This window comes from Streptomyces sp. NPDC047022 (assembly GCF_040644155.1).
Taxonomy (GTDB): domain Bacteria; phylum Actinomycetota; class Actinomycetes; order Streptomycetales; family Streptomycetaceae; genus Streptomyces.
In genome coordinates this window covers 56,005-78,483 of record NZ_JBEYVV010000010.1, presented here as the reverse complement: position 1 = coordinate 78,483, position 22,479 = coordinate 56,005, and the positions used below count along the sequence as shown (strand labels likewise).

At 70.4% G+C, this 22,479-nt stretch carries 27 protein-coding genes; 12 read left to right on the top strand and 15 right to left on the bottom strand.

Annotated features, from left to right (window positions below):
- Positions 1-119: 119 nt before the first annotated feature.
- Entirely contained in the window at positions 120-746 is a 627-nt protein-coding gene (locus ABZ845_RS13755; RefSeq protein ID WP_360977764.1) for a YigZ family protein, read from the bottom strand.
- 233 nt (positions 747-979) lie between these two features.
- Between ABZ845_RS13755 and ABZ845_RS13750 the strand changes: the two genes are divergently transcribed.
- A complete protein-coding gene (locus tag ABZ845_RS13750) occupies positions 980-2,971 on the top strand; it encodes an amino acid transporter (protein WP_360977761.1) in 1,992 nt (663 codons plus the stop codon).
- 69 nt (positions 2,972-3,040) lie between these two features.
- Here ABZ845_RS13750 and ABZ845_RS13745 read toward each other — a convergent pair whose 3' ends face one another.
- The 3 genes from ABZ845_RS13745 to ABZ845_RS13735 are packed head-to-tail and all read right to left on the bottom strand — an operon-like array spanning position 3,041 to position 5,044.
- Positions 3,041-3,583: a histidine phosphatase family protein gene (locus ABZ845_RS13745; RefSeq protein WP_360977756.1), complete on the bottom strand. Its 543-nt coding sequence runs from the start codon at positions 3,581-3,583 to the stop codon at positions 3,041-3,043.
- Positions 3,580-4,266 (bottom strand): hypothetical protein, encoded by a 687-nt coding sequence (locus ABZ845_RS13740; RefSeq protein WP_360977753.1) that lies wholly within the window; start codon positions 4,264-4,266, stop codon positions 3,580-3,582. Before ABZ845_RS13740 ends, ABZ845_RS13745 begins: the two co-directional genes overlap by 4 nt.
- Entirely contained in the window at positions 4,250-5,044 is a 795-nt protein-coding gene (locus ABZ845_RS13735) for an Ig-like domain-containing protein (RefSeq protein WP_360977750.1), read from the bottom strand. Before ABZ845_RS13735 ends, ABZ845_RS13740 begins: the two co-directional genes overlap by 17 nt.
- Positions 5,045-5,495: 451 nt before the next feature.
- Here ABZ845_RS13735 and ABZ845_RS13730 point away from each other — a divergent pair, with 451 nt between their 5' ends.
- Entirely contained in the window at positions 5,496-5,903 is a 408-nt protein-coding gene (locus ABZ845_RS13730; RefSeq protein ID WP_360977747.1) for a CoA-binding protein, read from the top strand.
- A gap of 369 nt (positions 5,904-6,272) precedes the next feature.
- Positions 6,273-6,455, top strand: coding sequence for a hypothetical protein (locus ABZ845_RS13725; RefSeq protein WP_360977744.1), 183 nt, complete (start codon positions 6,273-6,275; stop codon positions 6,453-6,455).
- A 53-nt stretch (positions 6,456-6,508) separates the two neighbouring features.
- Here ABZ845_RS13725 and ABZ845_RS13720 read toward each other — a convergent pair whose 3' ends face one another.
- The 4 genes from ABZ845_RS13720 to ABZ845_RS13705 form a co-directional block, all read right to left on the bottom strand.
- Complete coding sequence (locus ABZ845_RS13720) at positions 6,509-7,369, bottom strand: ABC transporter permease (RefSeq protein ID WP_360977741.1); 861 nt, start codon at positions 7,367-7,369, stop codon at positions 6,509-6,511.
- Positions 7,329-8,174 (bottom strand): ATP-binding cassette domain-containing protein, encoded by an 846-nt coding sequence (locus ABZ845_RS13715; RefSeq protein ID WP_360978158.1) that lies wholly within the window; start codon positions 8,172-8,174, stop codon positions 7,329-7,331. The genes ABZ845_RS13720 and ABZ845_RS13715 overlap by 41 nt, the downstream gene beginning before the upstream one ends.
- Before the next feature lie 26 nt (positions 8,175-8,200).
- Positions 8,201-8,656 (bottom strand): MarR family transcriptional regulator, encoded by a 456-nt coding sequence (locus ABZ845_RS13710; RefSeq protein WP_360977738.1) that lies wholly within the window; start codon positions 8,654-8,656, stop codon positions 8,201-8,203.
- 174 nt (positions 8,657-8,830) lie between these two features.
- On the bottom strand, positions 8,831-9,490 hold the full coding sequence (locus ABZ845_RS13705) for a TetR/AcrR family transcriptional regulator (protein WP_360977735.1): 660 nt from the start codon (positions 9,488-9,490) through the stop codon (positions 8,831-8,833).
- Positions 9,491-9,670: 180 nt separating this feature from the next.
- Here ABZ845_RS13705 and ABZ845_RS13700 point away from each other — a divergent pair, with 180 nt between their 5' ends.
- The 4 genes from ABZ845_RS13700 (at position 9,671) to ppk2 (ending at position 12,771) form a co-directional block, all read left to right on the top strand.
- Positions 9,671-10,228: an NADPH-dependent FMN reductase gene (locus tag ABZ845_RS13700; protein ID WP_360977732.1), complete on the top strand. Its 558-nt coding sequence runs from the start codon at positions 9,671-9,673 to the stop codon at positions 10,226-10,228.
- A gap of 208 nt (positions 10,229-10,436) precedes the next feature.
- Positions 10,437-11,591 carry an inorganic phosphate transporter gene (locus ABZ845_RS13695; RefSeq protein WP_360977729.1) on the top strand — a complete coding sequence of 385 codons (1,155 nt, stop codon included), beginning with the start codon at positions 10,437-10,439 and terminating at the stop codon, positions 11,589-11,591.
- Positions 11,592-11,608: 17 nt separating this feature from the next.
- Entirely contained in the window at positions 11,609-11,842 is a 234-nt protein-coding gene (locus ABZ845_RS13690) for a hypothetical protein (protein ID WP_360977726.1), read from the top strand.
- A 41-nt stretch (positions 11,843-11,883) separates the two neighbouring features.
- The gene (gene ppk2 / locus ABZ845_RS13685) at positions 11,884-12,771 is read left to right on the top strand and encodes a polyphosphate kinase 2 (RefSeq protein ID WP_360977723.1); all 888 of its coding nucleotides are present in this window, start codon (positions 11,884-11,886) and stop codon (positions 12,769-12,771) included.
- Positions 12,772-12,813: 42 nt separating this feature from the next.
- On the opposite strand, the gene ABZ845_RS13680 is transcribed toward ppk2, so the two are convergent.
- Positions 12,814-13,203 carry a metalloregulator ArsR/SmtB family transcription factor gene (locus tag ABZ845_RS13680; RefSeq protein ID WP_360977720.1) on the bottom strand — a complete coding sequence of 130 codons (390 nt, stop codon included), beginning with the start codon at positions 13,201-13,203 and terminating at the stop codon, positions 12,814-12,816.
- Here ABZ845_RS13680 and ABZ845_RS13675 point away from each other — a divergent pair.
- Positions 13,186-14,376: a cation diffusion facilitator family transporter gene (locus ABZ845_RS13675; RefSeq protein ID WP_360977717.1), complete on the top strand. Its 1,191-nt coding sequence runs from the start codon at positions 13,186-13,188 to the stop codon at positions 14,374-14,376. The two genes, ABZ845_RS13680 and ABZ845_RS13675, sit on opposite strands and share 18 nt — an antisense overlap.
- Before the next feature lie 64 nt (positions 14,377-14,440).
- On the opposite strand, the gene ABZ845_RS13670 is transcribed toward ABZ845_RS13675, so the two are convergent.
- Complete coding sequence (locus ABZ845_RS13670; RefSeq protein WP_360977714.1) at positions 14,441-14,995, bottom strand: YbaK/EbsC family protein; 555 nt, start codon at positions 14,993-14,995, stop codon at positions 14,441-14,443.
- Positions 14,996-15,026: 31 nt separating this feature from the next.
- Entirely contained in the window at positions 15,027-15,599 is a 573-nt protein-coding gene (locus tag ABZ845_RS13665; protein ID WP_360977711.1) for an XRE family transcriptional regulator, read from the bottom strand.
- Between the two features lie 93 nt (positions 15,600-15,692).
- Here ABZ845_RS13665 and ABZ845_RS13660 point away from each other — a divergent pair, with 93 nt between their 5' ends.
- Positions 15,693-16,550 (top strand): DMT family transporter, encoded by an 858-nt coding sequence (locus ABZ845_RS13660; RefSeq protein WP_360977708.1) that lies wholly within the window; start codon positions 15,693-15,695, stop codon positions 16,548-16,550.
- 1 nt (position 16,551) lies between these two features.
- Here ABZ845_RS13660 and ABZ845_RS13655 read toward each other — a convergent pair whose 3' ends face one another.
- Entirely contained in the window at positions 16,552-17,382 is an 831-nt protein-coding gene (locus ABZ845_RS13655; RefSeq protein WP_360977705.1) for an acyltransferase, read from the bottom strand.
- A gap of 120 nt (positions 17,383-17,502) precedes the next feature.
- Between ABZ845_RS13655 and ABZ845_RS13650 the strand changes: the two genes are divergently transcribed.
- Complete coding sequence (locus ABZ845_RS13650; RefSeq protein WP_360977702.1) at positions 17,503-18,036, top strand: gamma carbonic anhydrase family protein; 534 nt, start codon at positions 17,503-17,505, stop codon at positions 18,034-18,036.
- A gap of 12 nt (positions 18,037-18,048) precedes the next feature.
- Here ABZ845_RS13650 and ABZ845_RS13645 read toward each other — a convergent pair whose 3' ends face one another.
- Positions 18,049-18,699 carry a DedA family protein gene (locus ABZ845_RS13645; RefSeq protein ID WP_360977698.1) on the bottom strand — a complete coding sequence of 217 codons (651 nt, stop codon included), beginning with the start codon at positions 18,697-18,699 and terminating at the stop codon, positions 18,049-18,051.
- A 414-nt stretch (positions 18,700-19,113) separates the two neighbouring features.
- Positions 19,114-19,335, bottom strand: a complete 222-nt coding sequence (locus ABZ845_RS13640; RefSeq protein WP_360977695.1) for a hypothetical protein — start codon at positions 19,333-19,335, stop codon at positions 19,114-19,116.
- A 174-nt stretch (positions 19,336-19,509) separates the two neighbouring features.
- Here ABZ845_RS13640 and ABZ845_RS13635 point away from each other — a divergent pair, with 174 nt between their 5' ends.
- Entirely contained in the window at positions 19,510-20,457 is a 948-nt protein-coding gene (locus ABZ845_RS13635; RefSeq protein ID WP_360977692.1) for a hypothetical protein, read from the top strand.
- A 291-nt stretch (positions 20,458-20,748) separates the two neighbouring features.
- Positions 20,749-21,717 carry an SPFH domain-containing protein gene (locus ABZ845_RS13630; protein WP_360977689.1) on the top strand — a complete coding sequence of 323 codons (969 nt, stop codon included), beginning with the start codon at positions 20,749-20,751 and terminating at the stop codon, positions 21,715-21,717.
- 268 nt (positions 21,718-21,985) lie between these two features.
- Here the strand turns inward: ABZ845_RS13630 and ABZ845_RS13625 are convergent, their stop codons facing one another.
- Positions 21,986-22,438, bottom strand: coding sequence for a DUF4442 domain-containing protein (locus ABZ845_RS13625; RefSeq protein WP_360977686.1), 453 nt, complete (start codon positions 22,436-22,438; stop codon positions 21,986-21,988).
- Between the last annotated feature and the right edge of the window lie 41 nt (positions 22,439-22,479).

Sequence of the window (22,479 nt, the reverse complement as noted above, 5' to 3'; positions counted from 1 at the left end):
GTCCCGTGCCGGACGGCCGGGCCCTTGGCCGTGGGAGTCGGGGTTGCCCTTGTCACAGGTGCTGTTGACGCCACGCGAGGTCATCCGCCTCACGGGCCTCGGCCGCGGTCACGCTCGCGTCATGCGTCCCCGTATGCCTCTCCGCCCAGTTCGAGCTCGGCCGTGCCCGCGGTGACGTCCGCGAGCCACGCCCGGAACGCCTCCACATCGGCGTCGGGCAGGCCGATCTCGATCGCGACGCTCTCCCCGTAGCGCACGTCCCGCACCTCGCGGCCCGTCGACCGCAGGTCGTTCTGCACCTTTCCCGCACGCTGGTGGTCGACCGTCACCGTCGCGAGCCGGAACCGGCGGCGGGTGACCGTGCCGAGCGTGTCCAGCGCCTCGCCCACCGCTCCCCCGTACGCCCTGATGAGCCCGCCCGCGCCGAGCTTCACCCCACCGTAGTACCGGGTGACGACGGCGACGACGTACCTCATGTCACGGCGCAGGAGCATCTGGAGCATGGGGACGCCGGCCGTGCCGCCCGGTTCGCCGTCGTCGCTCGCCTTCTGGACCTCGGCACCGGCGCCGATGACGTACGCGGAGCAGTTGTGGGTGGCGTCGGCGTGCTCCTTCCGGACGGCGGCGATGAACTCCGCCGCCTCCTCCTCGGTGGCGGCCGGCGCGAGGGAACACAGGAAGCGACTGCGGTTGACCTCGGTCTCGTGCATGCCCGCGCGGGCGACGGTGCGGTACTCGTCCTGCATCCGACCAGCGTATGCGGCGCCGCCGCGGGTACGGCACCGGGGACGGCGCGCGCCACGTGCCCGGTGCCCGGCGCGCTCGCCCCGCCGCCGGTGCGGACGGCCGCGTAGGGAATACTCGCTCGTCGTTGTCCGAACACCCGTAGCCGTGAGGCCCGGACCACACCGGGGCCGCGAGGCCCGGACCGCGGCCGTGGCCCGCCGGCCGCCCGAACCGACAGCAGGGAGAACGCAGCATGACCGGCACCGAGGTGGAGAGCCCGGACGCCGCCGGGCCCGGCCATGCGGAGCCCTCCGCCGCCAAGGCCCGTCGGCGGGCCTGGCTGCTGGAGGGCCTGAGCGAGCGGTCGGCCCGGCACCCGGGCCCGCACGCCACCCCGGACGCCGAGCACACGGGCCACACCTGGTGGCGGGTCATGTGCCTGACGGGTGTGGACTACTTCTCCACCCTCGGCTACCAGCCCGGCATCGCCGCGCTCGCCGCCGGACTGCTTTCACCGCTCGCCACCTTGGTGCTGATCGCGCTGACCCTCCTCGGCGCGCTCCCGGTCTACCGCCGGGTGGCCCACGAGAGCCCGCACGGCGAGGGTTCCATCGCGATGCTGGAGCGGCTGCTGCCGTGGTGGGCGGGGAAGCTCTTCGTCCTTGTCCTCCTCGGCTTCGCGGCGACCGACTTCCTGATCACGATGACGCTGTCGGCGGCGGACGCCGCGGCGCACGTGGTGGAGAACCCCTTCGCACCGCACTGGCTGGAGCACGGGAACCTCTGGATCACCCTCTTCCTGCTGGCGGCGCTGGGCGCCGTCTTCCTGAAGGGCTTCAAGGAGGCCATCGGTATCGCCGTGGTCCTCGTGGGCACGTATCTGGCCCTGAACGTCGTCGTACTGGCGGTGTCCGCCTGGGAGGTGCTCAGCCACCCGGTGAAGATCGGCGACTGGACGCACGCGATGACCGCCGGACACTCCTCACCGCTCGCGATGGTCGCCGTGGCGCTGCTCGTCTTCCCGAAACTGGCCCTCGGCATGTCGGGCTTCGAGACGGGCGTGGCGGTGATGCCGCAGGTCAAGGGCGATGCTACGGACACGCACGCCGACCCGGCGGGCCGTGTCCGCGAGACCCGCAAGCTGCTGACCACGGCCGCCGTGATCATGAGCTGCCTTCTGCTGCTGTCCAGCCTGGCGACGACGATCCTGATCCCGCAGGACGCCTTCAAGAGCGGCGGCCCGGCCAACGGACGCGCGCTCGCGTATCTCGCCCACGAACACCTGGGCGGTGCGTTCGGCACGGTCTACGACGTGTCCACGATCGCCATCCTGTGGTTCGCGGGTGCCTCCGCGATGGCGGGTCTGCTCAATCTGGTGCCGCGTTATCTGCCCCGCTATGGCATGGCCCCGGAGTGGACGCGCGCGGTACGCCCTCTGGTCCTGGTCTTCATGGTGGCCGGGGTCCTCATCACCGTGTGGTTCAAGGCGAACGTCGACGACCAGAGCGGCGCCTACGCGACCGGTGTGCTGGTGCTGATGCTGTCCGCCGCGTTCGCCTCGACCGTGGCCGTCCACCGGCGCGGTCACCGGGTGGCGGCGCTGGGGTTCGGCGCGATCACGGCGGTCTTCGCGTACACCCTGGTCACGAATGTGATCGAGCGGCCCGACGGCATCAAGATCGCGCTGATCTTCATCATCGCGATCCTGGGCACCTCGTTCGCCTCCCGGGTGCACCGCGCGTTCGAGTTGCGTGCGGCGGCGGTCACGTTCGACGAGGACGCGGCCAGGTTCATCGATGAGGCCGCCGCGAGCGGGCCGCTGCGGCTGATCGCCAACGAGCCCCAGGAGCACAGCAGCAGGGAGTACCGCGTCAAGGAGTACAGCCAGCGGGAGCAGACGCATATCCCCGGTGGCCGCCCCGTGCTCTTCCTGGAGGTCTTCGTCACGGACTCGTCGGACTTCACCGCCGATCTGGCCGTGCACGGGGAGGAGAAGCACGGGGTGCGCAGGCTGCGTGTGGCGGGTGCGACGGTGCCCAACACCATCGCGGCCGTCCTGATGGAGCTGCGCGAACGCACCGGCGAGGTGCCGCACGCCTACTTCAACTGGACCGAGGGCAATCCGTTCAGCCATCTGCTGCGCTTCCTGGTGTTCGGCGACGGCGAGGTGGCCCCCGTCACCCGCGAGGTGCTGCGCCGTGCGGAGCCCGCCCCGGACCGCCGCCCCCGGATCCACGTCGGCTGAACCCCGTCGCCGGGCTCCCGGAGGCCTAGGGTCTTTCGTTTGGATCCGGCCTGATCCAAACGAAAGACCCTAGTTCTTCACGCCCCTCGGGACGGTCACATCCGTCAGGAGTGCCGTTCGGGGGGCGAGGGAGTCCCAGGTGCCGCCATGCCAGGCGAGCACGGCGATCGCCGCGGTGGGGAACTTGAGGCGGACCCTGTCCAGGGTGTCGCCGACCCCGTCCCCGGCGAGCCGCAGAACCAGCTCCGCGAGCCCGGGATTGTGCCCGACCAGCAGCAGTGTCCCCACCTCGGCGGGGACTTCGTGCACGACCTCCAGCAGATCCGCTACGTCGGCGGCGTACAGGCGCGACTCGAACCGGGCGGCGGGCGGGGTGCCCCATTGGGCCGAGGCCAGTTCCCAGGTCCGGCGGGCGCGGACGGCGGTCGAGCACAGCGCGAGATCGGGCAGGCAGTCGGCCTCGGCGAGCGCCCGCCCGGCGGCGGGGGCGTCCCGCAGGCCGCGTGGCGCGAGCGGCCGTTCGTGGTCGTCGGCACCCTCCGGCCAGGCTGACTTGGCATGCCGCAGCACAACGAGCCTGCGCAGCGGGCCGGTTCCGGTGCGGGGCATCATGTCGCGGCCCCGATCTCCCGGGTGAGGTCCAGGCCGAGGAGCCGGTCGGCGTAGGCGTACGTCTCGAAACGCGCCCCTTCCGGCATGTCGTCGGCGTCCTCCACGCGCTGCAGCACCTCCAGGACGGCCGCCATGTCGAGATCGTCCTCCCAGGCGGCGCGCAACTCGTCCCGTACCCGCTCGGGAACGGGCCTGGACGGGTGTGTCGCCCAGGTGGCGACGGCTTTGCGCCAGCGCCCCAGTGTCTCCCGCGTCTCGGCCAGGACAGCCGCGTCGAGATCCACGGCCTGCCGGCGGGGGCGGGCGAGCAGGGCGAGGCGTACGGCGGCCGGCTCCGCCCCGGTGCCGAGGGGTGGTCCGCTCGCCGGGGCGACCTCCACGTACGGCCCGCCGGGGGCGCTGTCCTGCCGCCCGAGGACGTGCAGCACGCGTCCGACGCCCGGCGCGTCCGGGTCCATGGGCCGGATGCCGAGGTCGTCGGCGCGGGTCCTGAGCGCGGCGGACGGGTCGGCGACCGTGACGACGGGTGTTCCGCCCATTTCCAGGGTCCGCGCGAGCACATCCGCCATCAGCAGGATGCGCAGGGCCGAGGTGTCGGCACCGGTCACGTGCGCGTGGACGCGGAGCAGACCCGGGGGGATCGCGGTGGGTTCGCCGGTGCGGGCGTCAGTGATACGGAGCACGGCCCGAGCGTAGGCGGACGCGGGCCGCGGCGCAGGGAGGCGGGTCCATTCCCGGTGTCCCGCGGGCATCCCTGTCCAAGCCATGGCTTGGGTGCGGGAATGAAATCCGTAGGATTGACCGGTATTGCGGCACGCACGATGATCGGCAGGCGACGAAAGGTTCCCGCCCCGTGCCCATCGACACTGCCGCTCCAGACCACGCCATCGCGCTCCTGCGGGTCGACAGCCCTTGAGCCTGCTTCTTCGCCGACGTCGGCGTGCCGGCTCTCCGCTTCCCATGCGACTTCCTCTTGCGACAGTGGTCGGCTTCGCCGCCGTGGACACCCGTCATCTCACGTCGTCCGTGGCCGTGGTCGTGTCGAGGCTTCCGTGGCGGGCACGCCGAAGCCGGCGAAACGTTCACGGTCGTCGTGTCGAACGATGCCGAGCAGTTGGGATTGCCGCTGTAGAAGGCGGTGATCGTGTGAGGACCCGGGGCGGCGAAGGCCACCGTTTCGATCGCCATTCCAGCCGCGTTCACCGGAATGGTGCCCAGAGGGTGCGGGCCGTCGAAGAACGTGATCGTGGAGCCGCCTGTGACGTCCTGCGAGCAGGTCACAGTGGCTTCCAGGTTCGTCGGCTGGCCGATGACTGGCGTAGGGGGGATGGCTCGGACCGTGGTCGTGCTCGGCACCGGTGCGGACTGCGCCGCGGAAGCGGACGCGGAGAACGTCGCCAGCGCGGTCACCGCCGCGATGGTCACCGGTTTCCAGGCGCGGGCCTTCTGCCACTGCTTCAATGGAAGTGACTCCTGGGCGCATTCGGGGCGGTCTGACGCATTCGTTCACATGGATGACGGCACCTTACGGCGGTGCTGTGCGTGGTCCAGCACCGGCAGGACGGACGGCAACTCCGTTGGACCACAGACTCCACCGGATCGCCGGGCGCTCATCTGCCACCGCCGCCTGGCACATCACCAGGCTGGTCGGCCACGTACGGCTGCGAGAAGGGCAAGGCCGCGACAGACCGCAGAACCGGCCGCCGGCGGGTCAGCGCCCACCGACCAGGTGAAGCGCCGCTGAAGTCCGGCGGACATCTCAGGCCGCCCTTTCATCGACGCAGCCCGGGTGTGGGACCGCACGGCACGGGCCAGCCGCCCAGTCGGCGCAGCGCACCGGGAATGGCACACAGCCGAGGGCCGTTCCCTTCTGCGGTGAACAGGCGAACATCCGACCGAGTGGAGGCACGGCATGCGCAGTGAGACGGAGACGGTCCGGGAGATCCTCACAGGACTCGGCGACACCTGGGCGATCGTCGGTCTGTCCTCGAACGAGAGCCGTGCCGCCTACGGAGTCGCGGAAGTCCTTCAGCGCTACGGCAAGCGGATCGTCCCGGTGCACCCGAAGGCCGAGACGGTTCACGGGGAACAGGGCTATCCCTCTCTCGACGCCATTCCGTTCGACGTCGACGTCGTCGATGTCTTCGTGAACAGCGAGCTCGCGGGCGTGGTCGCCGCCGAAGCCGTCGCGAAGGGCGCCAAGGCCGTGTGGTTCCAGCTCGGCGTGATCGACGAGGACGCCTACGACCGGACTCGCGCCGCGGGGCTCGAGATGGTCATGGACCGTTGCCCCGCGATCGAGATCCCGCGACTCGGCTGACACATCGCGGGCCGCGCCCACTCGGGCGGGGTCAGGCGACCCAATGAGTGAACGCTTGCGCGAGTCAGTCACAGAGGGGCACCTCTCGCCTATAACGTTGCTACTGCGAAGTAACTGGTCTGGCGGCGACGAGAATCCCCTTCCCGCCACCGCCGCGCCGACGGTCCGGAGCCGCGCCGGCACCGGACCCGCCGGACTCGATGACGCCGTGCCCCTTAGGCTCTGTCGTCACGTTCCCGGCCGCTCTGCCGGGCCGGGTGCACAGCCGACGGGCACTGCGTGACGACAGGCGTCCGCCTGCTCCGCTGAGGTCTTCGCATCAGGGCGAGGTCTGACGAGAGCAGCGGCCGGTTCCCTCCGGGAGGCGGTATGTGGACCACGCTGGAGCAAATGGCCGCGGCCGCTCCTCAGCTCTTCCTCTACGTCGTGGGCCTTTTCGTCGCCATGATCCTTCTGTCGCTCGTCATCAGCCTGCGGCAGACGGCGGCTTCGGAACGCCCCGAGATCATCAGGGCTCTCGCGGATCTGATGACCTTCTGGAAGAAGAGATGACCGGCGCCGCCTCCTCGAAGGGGGCCATGGCCGGGGACCCGCCCCGCCCCGGTTCAGCGGGCGAGCCGTCCCAGCAGCGACGAGGCCGACGCGATGCCCAGGGCCGCGGCGACCGCCAGGACGGTGAAGTCGGTCAGCAGGTGGGAGGGCGTGCCCAGCAGGAGGCCGCGCAGGGCGTTCACCTGGTAGCTCAGTGGGTTGATCGTGCTGATGACCTGAAGCCAGCCGGGCATGACGGACACCGGGTAGAGGGCGTTGGAGCCGAAGAACAGCGGCATCGTGATCGCCTGCCCGATGCCCATCAGACGGTCACGGGTGAGCACGATGCCCGCGATCGTCATCGACAGGCAGGAGAAGAAGGCCGAGCCCAGCACGACGGCCAGCGCCACGCCCAGCAGCCGCAGGGGGTTCCAGGTCATGGCGACGCCCAGCAGCGCCGCGATGACGATGACCACGATCGCCTGGATCAGCGCCTTGACCCCGGCCGCGAAGGCCTTGCCGGTGATGAGGGCCGCGCGCGGGGTAGGGGTGACCAGCAGCTTGGTGAGGATCCCGGCGTCGCGCTCCCAGATGATCATGATGCCGTAGAAGATGGCGATGAACATCGCGGACTGGGCGATGATGCCGGGCGCCAGGTAGTCGATGTACGGGATGCCGCCGGTCGGTATGGCCCTGATCCGGGTGAACGTCTCACCGAAGATCAGCAGCCACAGAGCGGGCTGGATCGCCCGGGTGTACAGCTCGGTCCGGTCGTGGCGCAGTTTCTGCAGTTCGACCGCGCACATCGCGCCGACCCGGGCGGGCAGCACCTTCCATCCGGTGCGGGCCCGCGGCGGGGACACAAGGAGGTCGAGTTCCGCGGGACGTGGGGCGTCAGCCGACACGGGACGCGGTGCGGCGGGTGCTTCGGACATCGCGGAAGTCTCCTGACTGATCGTCGAGTCCACTGCCGGCGACGTCACGGAAGACGTCCTCCAGCGTCGGCAGCGGGCCTTCGGTACCGAGGCGTTCCTTCAGGCCGCTGCGCAGTTCTTCGGGCGTGCCGAGGGCACGGACGCGCCCTCGGTGCATCAGGGCCAGCCGGTCGCAGTACTGGTCGGCCTCGTCCATGTAGTGCGTGGTGACGAGCACGGTCATGCCGGTGGCGGCACGGACGGCGTTGACGTGCTCCCACACATTGGTCCGGGCGATCGGGTCGAGACCGATCGTCGGCTCGTCGAGGATCAGCAGCCGGGGGGCGCTCACCAGTGCCTGGGCGAGTTCGAGGCGGCGGACCATGCCGCCGGAGTACGTCTTCGCGAGCCGGTCGGCGGCGGCCGTGAGGTCGACGGCCGCCAGTGCCTGGTCCACGCGCCGGGCCCGCTCGCGGCGGGGGACGTCGAAGACACGGGCGAACAGGGCGACGTTCTCGCGCCCGGTGAGCCCGGAGTCGGCCGAGAGCTGCTGCGGTACGTACCCCAGCAGACGGCGCACGGCCATGCGTTCGCGGGCCGCGTCATGGCCGAAGACGCGGACCATGCCTGCCGGGATGGGGAGGAGGGTGGTCATGCAGCGGATCGCCGTCGTCTTTCCGGCTCCATTGGGGCCGAGCAGTCCGAACACCTCGCCGTCCCGCACGGACAGGTCGAGCCCGTCCACCGCGGTCGTCTCCCCGAAGGAGTAGCGCAGCCCCGCACAGGTGACGGCATCGGCCGCCGGGGCCGCCTCGCCGTTCGTCATGTCTTCCGCGTCTTTCGCCTTGCCCGTCATGCGTCCTCGGCCTCCTCGTGCAGGTTCTCCGCCAGCTTGCGCAGGGCCGGAAGTGCCGCCTCGAGCGCCTTGAGGTCCGTCTCGTCGAGACGGGCCACCTGGCGGCGCACGAGTTCCGTGCGCCGCTCGCGCCAGTCGCGCAGCCTCGCCCTCGCCGCCTCGGTGGGCAGCAGTCGCGCGGCCCGCCGGTCGGCAGGGTCGGTCTCGCGGATCAGATAGCCGTCGCCTACTAGGCGGTTGACCAGGGTCGAGACGGAGTTGCCGGCCAGGTACAGCTCCCTGGCCGCGTCGGACACGCCGATTCCCGGCCGTGTCACGACCAGGCGCAGCAGTTCGACCTCGGCGCCGCGCAGCCGGGGCGAGGTCATCCCGCGGCGCAATCGGCGCCGGATCGGTCGTTGCACTCCGACGAGCGCGTCGGCCAGTTCGTCGGCGAGGCTTTCCGCATCCACACTTCCGAGATTAGCTCTGTCTCAGAGGTATTGCGGACAAGAGATGGTCAAAAGGGTGACGCGGACGACGGAAGCGACGGGGAGGACGGAGACGGCAAGGACGGTGGACGCGCGCCCGACGCCGTCACGCGGCGCGGGATGCCATACGCCTCATTGCCCGGGATGGACGCCGTATCAGCCGGTACATCGGCCCGTGAACCGGCCGACGAGGTCGTACCAGCCGAGCTCCAGACGGCCCAGGGACATCCCGGGACGGGTGAGCAGGTGATCGATGAGCACCGTCTCGACATAGCCGAGCAGCGTGTGCGCGACGAGCTCGATGTCACCGTCGGCCCGCGCCTCGCGCAGCAGCATGCAGACATGCGCCAGCCGGAACTGGTACGGCGGGCTCGCGCGGCGGCGGCCCGGCTTGGCGTGGGCCGCCATGTAGAGGTCCCGGTTCGCGTGTTCGTGGTACATGACGGCCGGACCGAAGGCGCGCAGCCGCTCCGCCGCGGGCGCCCCCGGGCCGACGGGCGGCGGTCCGGAGAGAAAGGCGGCCTGGAGTTGCTCCTCCTGATGGCTGAGCAGTTCCACCAGCAGGCCCGTGCGGTCACCGAACCGGCGGAACACCGTGCCCTTGCCGACGCCGGCGCCCAGGGCGATGTCCTCCATGGTGACGTTCGCGATGCCACGCTCGGCCGCGAGGCAGGCGGCCACTTCCAGGAGCCGGGCGCGGTTGCGCGCGGCGTCCGCGCGCAGCGGCGCGGGCCCGCCCGTCGGCATGAGGGCGAGGTCCATCGGGCCGCCGGATCCGTTCTGCGGTGCGGGAGTGAGCGGAAGTGGCTCGTTCATGCCGCTTAGCGTAGCGCCCCGGGAAGACAATCGGACCCCGGTCCGTTTATTCGTGATAGAAAGTGGACCTGGGTCCGCTTAGCAGTTCCGGGGAAGTGGACCGAGGTCCGATTGAAGTGGTACAACTTTCAACGGACTCCGGTAGTCCGCTTGTATCGATCTCACACTCTGGGAGTTTCCATGTCCGTCCGCATCCTCGCCCTCGTCGGCAGCCTCCGCGCCGGCTCCCACAACCGTCAGCTTGCCGAGGCCGCCGTGAAGCACGCCCCCGAGGGCGTCGAGGTGGTGCTGTACGAGGGTCTCGCCGAGGTCCCCTTCTACAACGAGGACATCGACGTCGAGGGCACGGTGCCGGCCGCCGCCGGCGCGCTGCGTGCCGCCGCGGGCCAGGCCGACAGCCTGCTGCTCTTCTCCCCCGAGTACAACGGCACCATCCCGGCCGTCCTGAAGAACGCGATCGACTGGCTGTCCCGTCCGTACGGTGCCGGCGCCCTGTCCGGCAAGCCCGTCGCCGTCGTGGGCACCGCTTTCGGCCAGTACGGCGGCGTGTGGGCGCAGGACGAGGCCCGCAAGGCCGTCGGCATCGCCGGCGCCACGGTCGTCGAGGACGCCAAGCTCTCCATCCCCGGCTCGGTGACCCGTTTCGCCGCCACCCACCCCGCGGACGACAACGAGGTCGTCGAGGGTCTGACCAAGGTCATCGAGCAGCTGTCGCAGGCCGCCCCCGCCGCCGCCTGATGCCCCGGCCCGGGCCGTCCGCCGGCCCGGTCGGCGACATGGCTGTGGGCCAGGACCCTTCCGTCCTGGCCCACAGCCATGTCCAGGTCCTGTCGCCGCGCACGCTCAACCCCCTTGCGCCGCTGAGTGCCTGATCGCCCATCAGACACACGCCCGGCCTTCGCCCGCGCTTCTCCGGTCGTACTCCTTCGGCTGCTTACATCGAGGTATGGACCACATCACGTTCCTCGTGGCCGTTGTCATCGTCACGGCACTGGCCTTCGACTTCACGAACGGGTTCCACGACACCGCGAACGCGATGGCCACCTCCATCGCCACCGGCGCGCTCAAGCCGAAGGCAGCGGTGCTGATCAGCGGGGTGCTGAACATCGTCGGCGCCTTCCTCTCCACCGAGGTCGCCAAGACCATCTCGGGCGGCATCGTGAGCGACTCCCTGGTGACCCCGGGGATGATCTTCGCGGGTCTGGTGGGCGCCGTCCTGTGGAACCTGCTCACCTGGCTTCTGGGGCTGCCGTCCAGTTCGTCGCACGCGCTGTTCGGCGGGCTCATCGGGGCCGTCTGGGTGGGTGCGGGCAGCAAGGGCGTGCACTTCGACAAGGTGGTCGAAAAGGTGCTCGTCCCGGCGGTGGCCTCGCCCGTGGTGGCCGGGCTCGCGGCCCTTGTGGCCACTTACCTCGCGTACCGGATCACCGCCCGGGCGCGCAAGGAGTCGGTGACCCGGGGCTTCCGCGCCGGGCAGATCGCCTCGGCCTCACTGGTGTCGCTCGCACACGGTACGAACGACGCTCAGAAGACGATGGGCGTGATCACGCTCACGCTGATCTCCGCCGGCGCGCTCGGCCATGACGCGGGTCCGCCGGTCTGGGTGATCGCCTCGGCCGGTCTGGCCATCGGTCTTGGTACCTACCTGGGCGGCTGGCGGATCATCCGCACCATGGGCAAGGGCCTGACGGACATCGAATCGCCGCAGGGCTTCGCCGCGGAGGCCGCCTCCACGACCGTCATCCTCACCTCCGCCCACCTCGGCTTCGCGCTGTCCACCACGCAGGTCTGCTCCGGTGGCATCCTCGGCGCGGGCCTGGGGCGGAGGCTGGCGGAGGTACGCTGGGGCACCGCGGGCCGCATGGTGATCGCCTGGCTGATCACCCTTCCCGCAGCCGCGCTGGTCGGCGGTGTCTCGGCGGGCCTCGTCAAGCACGGCGGCAACCTCGGCACCGCGGTGATCGCCCTCGTCGCCCTCGCCGTCGCAGTGTTCATTGTGATCGTCTCGCGCCGTAACCCGGTGCACGCCGACAATGTGAACGAGACCCATGAGGTCGCCCTCCGTCCCACCACCCCGCCGCATGTCGGCACCGCCGCCTGATCAGGGAGTTTCAAGCCATGCACCTCGACTGGACCGCCCTCGGCAAGGTCACGGCGGTCAGCATCTCGGTCACCGTCGCCGTGGTCGTCGTCTTCGCCCTCGGTGTGCTCGGACTGGCCCGGACCGAGGCCGCCCGCGCCAGGGACGGCGGTGCCCACGCTCTCGGAGTGGTCCAGGCCGCGCTCTGCTTCCTGGCCTGCGCGGCCGTGGTGACGTACGGCATTTATCTGATCGTGCCGCAGTTGCACTGACGGACGTCGGTTTCACTGCGACATCGCGGGGAGGAACACGGATGGCACCACTGATCACGGAAGGCCTGCGGGTCGACTACAGCGACCACGACGACCCGATACTGCTCGGGGTCGACGGCACCCCGGTGGACACCTGGCGGGAGAACTACCCGTACGCGCAGCGCATGGAGCGCAAGGAGTACGAGTGGCACAAACGCCTCCAGCAGATCGAGCTGCTCAAGCTGCAGAGCTGGATCAAGGAGACGGGCCGCCGGCTCGTCGTCGTCTTCGAGGGGCGGGACGCGGCGGGAAAGGGCGGCACGATCAAGCGCTTCACCGAGCACCTGAACCCGCGGGGCGCCCGCGTGGTGGCCCTGGAGAAGCCGACCGAGCGCGAGAGCGGGCAGTGGTACTTCCAGCGTTACGTCCAGCATCTGCCGACCGCGGGCGAGATCGTGATGTTCGACCGGTCCTGGTACAACCGGGCCGGTGTCGAGCGCGTGATGGGTTTCTGCACCGACGACGAGTACGACCGCTTCATGCGCCAGGCGCCGCTGTTCGAGCGAATGCTGGTGGACGACGGCGTGGACCTGGTGAAGTTCTGGTTCTCGGTCTCACAGAGCGAGCAGCGCACCCGATTCACGATCCGGCAGGTGGACCCCGTGCGTCAGTGGAAGCTGAGCCCGATGGACCTCGCGTCCCTCGACCGCTGGGACGAGTACACGTCCGCGAAGGTCGCCATGTTCCATGAGACGGACACCGGCTACTCGCCCTGGACCGTGGTCAAGAGCAACGACAAGAAGCGGGCGCGTGTGGAGGCCATGCGCAGCGTGCTCGCCCGCTTCGACTACTCCGACAAGGACGAGGAGGTCGTCGGCCGTCCCGATCCGAGCATCGTGGGCGCCGCGGCGAACCTCCTCGAGGCGGGCGAGGACGACAGCGCCCGTTGAGCGCGCCCCGGCGGGGCCCGGCGGTGCGCACTCCAGCCGGCCTCAGTCGTGGGCCGGGCGGTTGGTGAGCCGGTGGTCGGCCACGCTGAGCGCCTCGTCCACGACCCGGCGCAGATGGCCGTCGCGCAGCGAGTAGATCACGCGACGGCCCTCCTTGCGCGTGTCGACCAGGCCCGCGAGCCGCAGTCGCGCCAGGTGCTGGCTGACGGCGGGCCGGGCCACCGCGCACACCTCGGTGAGCGTGGAGACGTCGCACTCGCCACCCGCCAGGGCGTGCAGCAGCGTGAGACGGGTGCGGTCCCCGAGCAGCGCGAGCAGTTCGGCGGCCAGCGCGAACTGCTCCTCGCCGGGCGTGCGCGCGTGTTCCTCGGCCGCATCCGACGCGTTCGGTCGCGCGTGGTGCGCGGCTGACAGGTGCATGCGTGCGCTCATACGCACATAATGGCTCCGTGGGGCGAACGCGTCCACCGTCGCGCGGCGAAAGGGGTCCTTCCGGTGAGCCACGAACACGAAGGACACGAGCACTCGCACAGCCACGGCCACGGCGATGGTCGTCTTCGTCACGGGCATGGGCATGAGCACCCGCACGATCACGGCCCCGGCCACCGCCACGGCCTCCTCTCCCGTCTTCGCCACATCCTCACCCCCCACTCCCACGAGACGGCCGACAAGCTGGACTCAGCGCTCGAGTCCTCGGCACGCGGCATGCGGGCCCTGTGGGTCTCACTGGCCGTGCTCGGGGGCACCGCGCTGGCGCAGGCCGCCGTGGTCGCGGTCTCCGGTTCGGTCGCACTGCTCGGTGACACCGTGCACAACGCCGCCGACGCGCTGACCGCGGTGCCGCTCGGCGTCGCCTTCGTCCTGGGCCGGCGTGCGGCCACGCGCCGCTTCACCTACGGATACGGCCGCGCCGAGGACCTCGCCGGAATCGCGGTCGTCCTGACCATCGCCGCGTCCGCCGCGTTCGCCGCCTGGGCATCGGTCGAGCGCCTGCTGGACCCACGGCCCGTGCAGCACATCCCCGCCGTCGCCGTCGCGGCCGTGATCGGGTTCGCGGGCAACGAGTGGGTGGCCCGTCACCGTATCCGGGTGGGCCGCGCGATCGGATCGGCCGCGCTGGTCGCCGACGGACTGCACGCACGTACGGACGGATTCGCCTCGCTCGCCGTCCTGGTGGGCGCGGGCGGCGCGGCGCTCGGCCTGCCGCTCGGCGATCCGCTGGTGGGGCTGGCCATCACGGCCGCGATCGCCCTCGTACTCCGGGACGCCGCGCGCGAGGTGTTCCGCCGGGTGCTGGACGCCGTCGACCCGGCACTGGTGGACCGTGCGGAGGAAGCACTGCGCCAGGTGCCGGGAGTGCGCGAGGTGGGCGAACTGCGGCTGCGCTGGATCGGGCACCGTCTGCGCGCCGAAGTGGCGGTGGTGGTCGACGGGGAGGTGAGCGTGCGCCGGGCGCACGACATCGCGGTCGACGCGGAACACGCACTGTTGCACGCGGTACCCGGACTCACCGCGGCCCTGGTCCACGCCGACCCGGAGCCGGCACCGGGCCTGACGGACCCGCATCTGGTCCTGTCCCACCACTACCCCGGCCTCGGCGCCTGACGCCGCGGGCCCGGGGTCCTTCGTCGGGATCAGGCCGGATCAGTGAGCGGGGCGAGCCGGTGCGTCAGACTCCGAGACTCTCGATCACGACCGCGTTGCCGAGCTCGGCGAACGCCTTCCCCGGCACCAGCAGTTTGCCCCGGCGCCGTCCGCTGCCGACGAGCACATACGGCAGGTCCACCACCGCGGCGTCCACCAGCAGCGGCCAGGCTCCGGGCAGACCGATGGGCGTGATGCCCCCGTACTCCATGCCGGTCTCCTCCGTCGCCGCCTCCATCGGAGCGAACGATGCCTTTCTGGCGCCCAGATGACGGCGGACCAGGCCGTTCACATCGGCCCTGGTGGTGGACAGCACCAGGCAGGCGGCCGGCATCGTCTCGCCACCGCGCTTTCCGGCGACCACGACGCAATTGGCGGAACAGCCGAGCAGTTCCCTGCCGTAGTGCTCCACGAAGACCGCGGTGTCGGCCCACTCGGGCTCGGTGTCGACGTAGACGATCCGGTCGGCCGGCACGCTGCCGCTCCAGTGGCGCACGGCGTCCGCCACCGGTGGGGCCAGCACGTCGAGGCAGTCGGGGGCGGGCATCGCGTGTTCGAAGTTTCCGATGGGTGCGCGCATGACCGCACGCTACCCCCGCCAGGGTGGTGGCTCAGCGCACGGGCGGCACGGAGACCGTCATCACCATCTCCATCGGCAGGTCGCCGTCGTTGCCGTAGATGTGGGGGGTGTTGGCCTCGAACGAGGCGCTCGCGCCGGCCGGCACGTGGTATTCGGTGCCGTCGACGGTGAGCGTCAGCACGCCCGCGATGACGTGGACCAGCTCGACGGTCCCGGTCGGATGCGGGTCCGAGGGGCTCTGGTCACCCGGCATCAGCCGCCAGTCCCACATCTCCAGGGGGCCGGGCGCCTCGGTGCCCGCGAGGAGGCGGTTGTAGCTGCCCGCGTCGGTGCTCCAGAGGCGAACGGCCTGATCGGCGGGGACGATACGGACCTTCGGGCCCTGCTCGTAGTCGAGCAGGGTGGTGATGCTGACGCCGAGCGCGTCGCCGATCTTGACCACCGTGCCGATGCTCGGATTGGTGCGCGCCTGCTCGATCTGGATGAGCATGCCGCGACTGACTCCGGCGCGGGCGGCGAGTGAGTCCAGCGTGAAGCCCCGCTCGGTGCGCCAGCGCTTGACGTTGCGCGCCAGGGACTGGGTCAGCAGGTCGAGGTCCGACACTTTCCGTCCAATATTTTGAATGACATAGTCTAGTCGAATGAACTAATGTGTGGTGCACCTGATTGTTCACTGAACTGTACTGCGAGGCACCCCATGACAGCACTCTTCGCCCTGGTCACAAGCCTCCTCTGGGGGCTGGCCGACTTCGGCGGCGGTCTGCTGACCCGGCGGATGCCCGCACTCACGGTGGTCCTGGTCTCCCAGGCCATCGCGGCGGCCGTGCTCGGCGCCATCGTGGTGGCCACCGGCGGCTGGAGCGAGGCGGGACCGCGGCTGTGGTTCGCGGTCCTCGCGGGCCTGGCCGGACCGGTCGCCCTGCTCGCCTTCTACCAGGCACTGGCCCTGGGCCCGATGGGTGTCGTCTCTCCGCTGGCCACGCTGAGCGTGGTGGTTCCCGTCGGCGTCGGACTCGTCCTGGGCGAGCGCCCGGGACCGATGCAGGCCGCCGGTATCGCGGTCGCCGTCCTCGGGGTCGTCCTCGCGGGCGGGCCCGAGCTGAGGGGCGCACCGGTCCAGCGGCGCGTGATCCTGCTCACGCTGATCTCGGCGCTCGGCTTCGGCACGGTCTTCGCCCTGGTCACGGAGGCGTCGACCACGCTCAGGGGGCTGTTCCTCGCGCTCTTCGTGCAGCGGATGGCCAATGTGGCCGTCGGCGGTGCCGCCCTCGGCATCGCCCTTCGGAGGGGTACGCCCGCGCTCCCGCCCGGGGGCGTCCCCTGGCGCACCCTGCCCTCGCTCGCCTTCGTGGGACTCGCCGACGTCGCCGCCACCGGCACGTACGCGGTCGCCGCCCAGCACGGCCCGGTCGTGGTGGCCGCCGTCCTCGCGTCCCTGTATCCGGTGGTCACGGCGCTCGCCGCGCGCGGATTCCTCAGCGAGCGGCTGCGCGCGATCCAGGCGGCGGGTGCGGGCCTCGCACTGATCGGGACGGTGCTGCTCGCGACGGGCTGACTCAGGACTCGGCGTCCAGCCCCGCCAGCCGGGTCTCCTCCTGGGGCTCCAGGTCCGCGAGCCGGGTCTCCTCCTCGAGATCCAGCTCCGCGAGCCGTGCCACCTCCTCCTCGTCCAGCCGCGACAGCGCCAGCAGCTGGCCTGGGGTGACTCCGTCGGGAATCGGTACGGGAGCCGGAGTTCTCAAGGGTGGCTGCCAGCCCTCCCCGGGTGTCCAGCGCCGCACCACACGCGCCGGGGCTCCGGCCACCACGGCATGATCCGGTACCTGTCCTCGTACGACCGCACCGGCCGCGACCACGACGTTCCGCCCGATCCTCGCGCCGGGCAGGATCACCGCTCCCGTCCCGATCCAGCACCCCGGGCCGATCTCCACCGGCTCCATCCGCGGCCACTGCTTGCCGATGGGTTCGTTCGGGTCGTCGTACGAATGGTTGGTCGAGGTCACGTAGACATAGGGCCCGAAGTAGCAGTCGCTGCCGATGGTGACCGTGGTGTCGGCGATGACATGGCTGCCCCGGCCCAGGACCACACCGTCGCCGATACGCAGGATCGGATCGGGCCCGAGATCGAGATCGGGCATCAGCCCGGCGGTCAGCGTGACCTGCTCGCCGATGATGCAGTGGGAACCGAGATGGATCCAGGGCTCGCCGAAGACCGTCCCCAGGGGGAACGCGAGCCTGGTACTTGTTCCCATCGCGCCGAAGCGGAAGCCGCCCGGATGTTCCGCCGTCACGGAGCCGGTGCGCTGGACCCAGGCCCAACCCGCGTGAACGGCACGCTGGGCGAGGCCACGACGCCATGATGAGAACGTGTTCTTGGTCCTGGGCACCCGCACACGGTACTCAGCCGGGCCTGCGCCCAAGGCGCCGTGCTGCTGTGATCTTCGCCCCACCGATGGCGTACGGTGCCGGGGAACCGGTCACGAGGAGACTTGAAAGGCAGGGCGGCGATGACGCACCAGCCCCTGATCAAGGGCATCGGCGGCAAGGACCCCCGGATAGACGACGAGGCGTTCGCTGCGCCCTCGTCCGTGTTGATCGGGGAGGTGACTCTGCACGCGGGCGCCAGCGTCTGGTACGGGGCGGTGCTGCGCGCCGACTTCGGGCCGATCGTGGTCGGCGCCGACAGCAATGTGCAGGACAACAGCACGCTGCATTCCGACCCGGGGTTCCCCGTCTCCATCGGCGAGCGGGTCTCCATCGGGCACAACGCCGTGGTCCACGGGGCCACCGTCGAGGACGACTGCCTGATCGGCATGGGCGCCACGGTCCTCAATGGCGCGGTGATCGGAACGGGGTCCCTGGTGGCCGCTCAGGCGCTGGTGCCGCAGGGCATGCGGGTGCCGCCGGGGTCACTCGTGGCGGGCGTACCCGCGAAGGTCAAGCGGGAGCTGACGCCGGAGGAGCGGGAGATGGTCACCCTGAACGGGACGGCGTACGTGGATCTGGCGCGGGAGCACCGAGAGGTGCACGAGAAGCCCTGAGATCCGTCAGGCTCAGTCGGCGGCCGGGACGCTCTCCTGCTCGGCCGCCTCCTTCTCTTCCGTCGCCCGCTTGGCCTTGCGCTTCACGATCAGCATGGAGGCGATGCCGATGAGCACCGCGGCCCCGAGTCCGACGAACGAGAACTTCTTCAGATAGGACTCGGCGACCAGGCCGACGTAGTACACACCCGCGGTCGTACCGCCGGCCCAGATGACACCGCCCAGGAAGTTGGCGATCAGGAACTTCCAGTACGGCATGCGCAGCACCCCGGCGAGCGGGCCCGCGAAGATCCGCAGCAGGGCGATGAAGCGGCCGAAGAAGACCGCCCACATGCCCCACTTCTGGAAGGACCGCTCGGCGGTCGCGACATGGCCCTCGCCGAAGTGCCTGGGGAACTTCTTCCCGAGCCAGGCCAGCAGGGGCCGTCCGCCCTTTCGGCCGATGGCGTAGCCGATGGAGTCGCCGATCACCGCGCCGAGGCTCGCGCAGGCGCCCAGGATCAGCGGGTTGATGTCACTGTGCTGGGAGGACAGCAGCGCCGCGGATACGAGGACGATCTCGCCCGGCAGCGGGATGCCCAGACTCTCCAGGCCGATGACCAGGCTCACCACGGCATACACGGCCGCAGGGGGTACCGTGTCGAGCCACTCCTGGACGTGCACCGCCGGTTCCTCCCCGATTCGGGTCCGCGTGTGGTCATTCGGGGATGCGCCAGGTCTGGCAGGCCCCCGGAAAGGGTACCCGGTCGGACGCCGATACGGCGGAAGTGTTCTTGACTCGGACTTGACCCAGGCTTGACGCACGCCGGAGACGACGCGGGATACGCGGGACTCGGCGCGACGACGGTCCGGGCCTCCGGCGCCCGGCAGGCGAAGGGCCCCGGCCGCCGGGGACGCCTGTCCCGGCCGGGGCCCTTCAGCCGTTGTCGGCCGCTGTCAGCCGTTGGGACGCAGGGTCCACACCACGGTCGTCTGAACACCTTGAGGGAGAAACCTGCCGTGATTCCCCGAGTGGCGGGTGTGGCCTCCACGACTGGGGCCTTCCCAAGCAGCTCACCCGCCAAAGTCGGCGGTGGTTCAGCCGGGGTTCCTGAGGCAGTTCAGCAGGGCTCGCAGCACCGAACGGCGGTGGGCGCGGAGCCGTTCCGCGGCTTCCGGGTCGTCCCGCGGAGTGTCCGCGTGGCCGAGGGCCTTGCGCGCGGCATATACCGTGAGGATTCCGAGGAGCAGCCGGACCGCCGCGCCGCTCGCGGCGGCGGATGCCAGGATGTACAGGGCGAGGCCGCTGGTGATGAGCATCGTCGCCTCCCTCTTCCGGGATCAGGAGCTCTCCTGTGTACCGGTCCGGTGCGTGCTCCGCTTCCCCGTAGGGACGTGGAGTTCTGCAGCATCGCCGGGTGCGTCGGGAGGCTCGGGAGAAGTCCACGTACCTACGGGGTTGTTGGCCGCCCGTGCCCAGGCGAGCATGCGCGCATGAAGAACTGGGACGACAGCGAAGACGACGGGCGCGAGCCGAGCACTCCCCGCAGGAAACGGGACCTGCCGTTCCCGTACAACCAGGACCTGTCAGGGGTCCTGCTGCGAGTCGGCCTCGACCGCCGTACCGCCTGGGGGCGTTCCCGGCTGGCGAACGACCCCGTGACGGCCTCCCTCCTGGCCGCCGGGATGCGATTGCTGGACCAGCACTTCGGTCCCGGGGCCGAGCGCCCCATGACGAGCACGAGCCTGCTGCTTGGGCCCTTGTCGCAGCGGTGCGTGGACGAGGCGTTCCGCGGCAACCCCGGACCGTTCGACCGTCACGGCGACGGCGCGGGGTTGCTGCGGGACCGCTGGAAGAAGCACTCGAACTTTGTCATCGATCTGATCAACTTCGCGGTGTGGAAGTGGAATTACCACCCGGAGTTCCGCAAGCAGCGCACCGCCACCACCAGGCGTCTCGTGCACGGGCGCAATGGCCACGACTTCGTGCGCGCCGTGCACGACATCGCCTACCGGCACACCGCCGAGAGCGTCGAATTGCCCTCCGTACGGCTCGGCCTGGCCCTGATGACGGCGGCCGACGGCGACGAGGAGACAGCGCGCATCACGGCCGGCATCTACACGGGCTACCTGGGCTCGTGGAAGGAGCTCTACGCCGCCGTCCTCACCGAGCGCGGCCTGCGCCTGCGCCCGGGCCTCACCCTCGACGACCTGGCCAACGCCTTGTCCGCGGCCACCGACGGCGTGACGCTTCGCGCCATCGGCGACCCGGCCTCCGGTGTCCTCGACGACGCCCAACGCCGCTCCCTCATGGGCACCGTGGCCCTCGCCGTGGTCCACTCCTTCCTCGAACCGCAGGACGAAGCGAGCGGCCTGACCCTGGAGCAGGCCGTCGCGGCACGCTTCGGGGGACGCCGACCCAAGCTCACCCCCGAGCAGTAGGCCGCGGGTCGCCCAACAGCCCAGCGCTTCCGGGCCTCACCCGGTACACCCGCTGGGGCCTGGTCCCCGATGGCCTGCACACCAAGACGCAACTCGACCGCCACGGGCTCAAGCCCGGCTCCGACCCGGTGGGCCAGGTACTCGAGCCCGAGCCGCACACCCCGCCTGGCAGACCCCGAAACGCGGCGGCCCTCAAGAGCACCCCCGCCGGGAGATCGTGGACGCGATCTTGTGTAGCGTGCCGTTCCGCATGCCGACCCGGCATCGCCGTCAACACGGGGGGAACGCATCATGCTTCGCAGAACCCGGCTGCTCATCGTGGCCGGAGTGGCCGTCGCCATCGTTCTGATCACCACCATAGTCAGCCTCATCGGCGGCTTTGACCGCACTGACGGCGGCCAGGTGGCCATCGTCCGCAACGGCGGCATGTTCGATGACCGGAACATCCGCCAGATCATCCAGCCCGCCTCCGGACTCACCTGGACCGGGCTCTACTCCACCAGCCACAAGTACCCGGCCCAGCAGCGCTTCTACACGATCACCGCGAAGGCCGACGCGGGCGACCGCTCGGGGGTGGACGTGGTTCACACCCCGTCTTCGGACGGCGTGGACATGGGCATCGAGGGCACCCTGTACTTCAGCCTCAACCTTGACCAGAAGGCGCTGCGGGACTTCGACAACAAGTTCGGGACCCGCACCTTCACCGCCGCGGACGGTCAGACGTACCACGCCTACGACGGGGACAAGGGCTGGTCCGCCTTCCTGGACCAGATCATCCGGCCGGTGATCGACAACGATCTGCGCGAGCAGATCTCCCGGTTCCGCTGCGCGGAACTGGTCTCGTCCTGCTCGTTGGTGCAGAACAACGGCAGCACCTCAGGCAGCCAGGTGGCCGGCAAGAGCAACAACGGCAACATCGCCGCCGTCCAGAACGCCATCAACAGCTCGCTGGCGGAGGACCTCGAATCCACCCTCGGGGACAAGTTCCTGGTGGGCCTGCGCTTCAACCTGGTCCGGATCAGCCTCCCGGACAATGTGCAGCAGGCTGTCGACAAGGCCCAGGCGGCCTTCGCCGCCGTCTCCGAGGCCCAGGCCAAGGTCGCCCAGGCCCGTGCGGAGGCGGCCGCCAATGAGGCCCGTCAGCAGGGCTACTCCAAGTGCCCGGCCTGCGCCACCATCGACGAGATGAAGGCCATCCCGCCGAACGTCAGCACCTTCGCACCCGGGCAGAGCTTCGCCGTCACCCCCGGCGCGAAGTAGCCGGACCCGCCCGTCGGGACCGGGCTCGCCGGACGGCGGCGCCCCGGGACGACCCGGCCCGGCCCGGCACGGTATCGGAGCCGTGCTACCCGACCGCGCCCGCTCCAGCCGTCCGCCTGATCTACGCGCACATGACGCCGGAGGCCGACGGCAGGGGTAGGGCTGCGATGGACGCCTGGTTTGCAGGCGATTCGTAACAGATCTCCCTGGCCGCTCCCTGAAGCTCGAATGAAGCGGCCAGGGAGCGGCGTTTCCCCAGGAAAATCCGTCAGCTGTTGGGACGCAGGGTCCACACCACGGTCATCTCGCCGGTCACCGCGCCGTCCTCACGCTGGATGGAGATGGCGACGGGGAACTCGGGACGCTGGCCGGCGTCCAGCTCGGCGACGACCTCGGCGGCGGGGCGGCCGAGGGTGGCGGTCGCGGTGACCGGGCCCATCGCGAGCTTCTTGTAGGCGATCTCGGCGCTGACGGCGAGCGGCACGGCCCGCGACAGCTGGTCGCCGAACGCCGCGATCACGATCGCGCCGCTGGCCGACTCGCCGAGCGTGAACATCGCTCCGGCGTGCGGACCGCCCACATGGTTGTGGTAGTCGCTCTGGTCCGGCAGGGCCACCACGGCCTTCTCCGGCGTGGTCTCCAGGAAGTCCAGGTTCAGGGTCCTGGCCATAGGCACCGTGGCGGCGAGCATCTCGCCGATCGACATCTGGTCTGCGCTCATGGCGCGATGTTACCCACGAGTAGTCACCTCTGGCCAGAGCC

Bases quoted from the DNA above. Each gene is read 5' to 3' on its own strand.
- ABZ845_RS13755 (WP_360977764.1), bottom strand. From the start codon at position 746: ATGCAGGACGAGTACCGCACCGTCGCCCGCGCGGGCATGCACGAGACC.
- ABZ845_RS13750 (WP_360977761.1), top strand. From the start codon at position 980: ATGACCGGCACCGAGGTGGAGAGCCCGGACGCCGCCGGGCCCGGCCAT.
- ABZ845_RS13745 (WP_360977756.1), bottom strand. From the start codon at position 3,583: ATGATGCCCCGCACCGGAACCGGCCCGCTGCGCAGGCTCGTTGTGCTG.
- ABZ845_RS13730 (WP_360977747.1), top strand. From the start codon at position 5,496: ATGCGCAGTGAGACGGAGACGGTCCGGGAGATCCTCACAGGACTCGGC.
- ABZ845_RS13725 (WP_360977744.1), top strand. From the start codon at position 6,273: ATGTGGACCACGCTGGAGCAAATGGCCGCGGCCGCTCCTCAGCTCTTC.
- ABZ845_RS13720 (WP_360977741.1), bottom strand. From the start codon at position 7,369: ATGTCCGAAGCACCCGCCGCACCGCGTCCCGTGTCGGCTGACGCCCCA.
- ABZ845_RS13715 (WP_360978158.1), bottom strand. From the start codon at position 8,174: ATGACGAACGGCGAGGCGGCCCCGGCGGCCGATGCCGTCACCTGTGCG.
- ABZ845_RS13705 (WP_360977735.1), bottom strand. From the start codon at position 9,490: ATGAACGAGCCACTTCCGCTCACTCCCGCACCGCAGAACGGATCCGGC.
- ABZ845_RS13700 (WP_360977732.1), top strand. From the start codon at position 9,671: ATGTCCGTCCGCATCCTCGCCCTCGTCGGCAGCCTCCGCGCCGGCTCC.
- ABZ845_RS13695 (WP_360977729.1), top strand. From the start codon at position 10,437: ATGGACCACATCACGTTCCTCGTGGCCGTTGTCATCGTCACGGCACTG.
- ABZ845_RS13690 (WP_360977726.1), top strand. From the start codon at position 11,609: ATGCACCTCGACTGGACCGCCCTCGGCAAGGTCACGGCGGTCAGCATC.
- ppk2 (WP_360977723.1), top strand. From the start codon at position 11,884: ATGGCACCACTGATCACGGAAGGCCTGCGGGTCGACTACAGCGACCAC.
- ABZ845_RS13680 (WP_360977720.1), bottom strand. From the start codon at position 13,203: ATGAGCGCACGCATGCACCTGTCAGCCGCGCACCACGCGCGACCGAAC.
- ABZ845_RS13670 (WP_360977714.1), bottom strand. From the start codon at position 14,995: ATGCGCGCACCCATCGGAAACTTCGAACACGCGATGCCCGCCCCCGAC.
- ABZ845_RS13660 (WP_360977708.1), top strand. From the start codon at position 15,693: ATGACAGCACTCTTCGCCCTGGTCACAAGCCTCCTCTGGGGGCTGGCC.
- ABZ845_RS13650 (WP_360977702.1), top strand. From the start codon at position 17,503: ATGACGCACCAGCCCCTGATCAAGGGCATCGGCGGCAAGGACCCCCGG.
- ABZ845_RS13640 (WP_360977695.1), bottom strand. From the start codon at position 19,335: ATGCTCATCACCAGCGGCCTCGCCCTGTACATCCTGGCATCCGCCGCC.
- ABZ845_RS13635 (WP_360977692.1), top strand. From the start codon at position 19,510: ATGAAGAACTGGGACGACAGCGAAGACGACGGGCGCGAGCCGAGCACT.
- ABZ845_RS13630 (WP_360977689.1), top strand. From the start codon at position 20,749: ATGCTTCGCAGAACCCGGCTGCTCATCGTGGCCGGAGTGGCCGTCGCC.
- ABZ845_RS13625 (WP_360977686.1), bottom strand. From the start codon at position 22,438: ATGAGCGCAGACCAGATGTCGATCGGCGAGATGCTCGCCGCCACGGTG.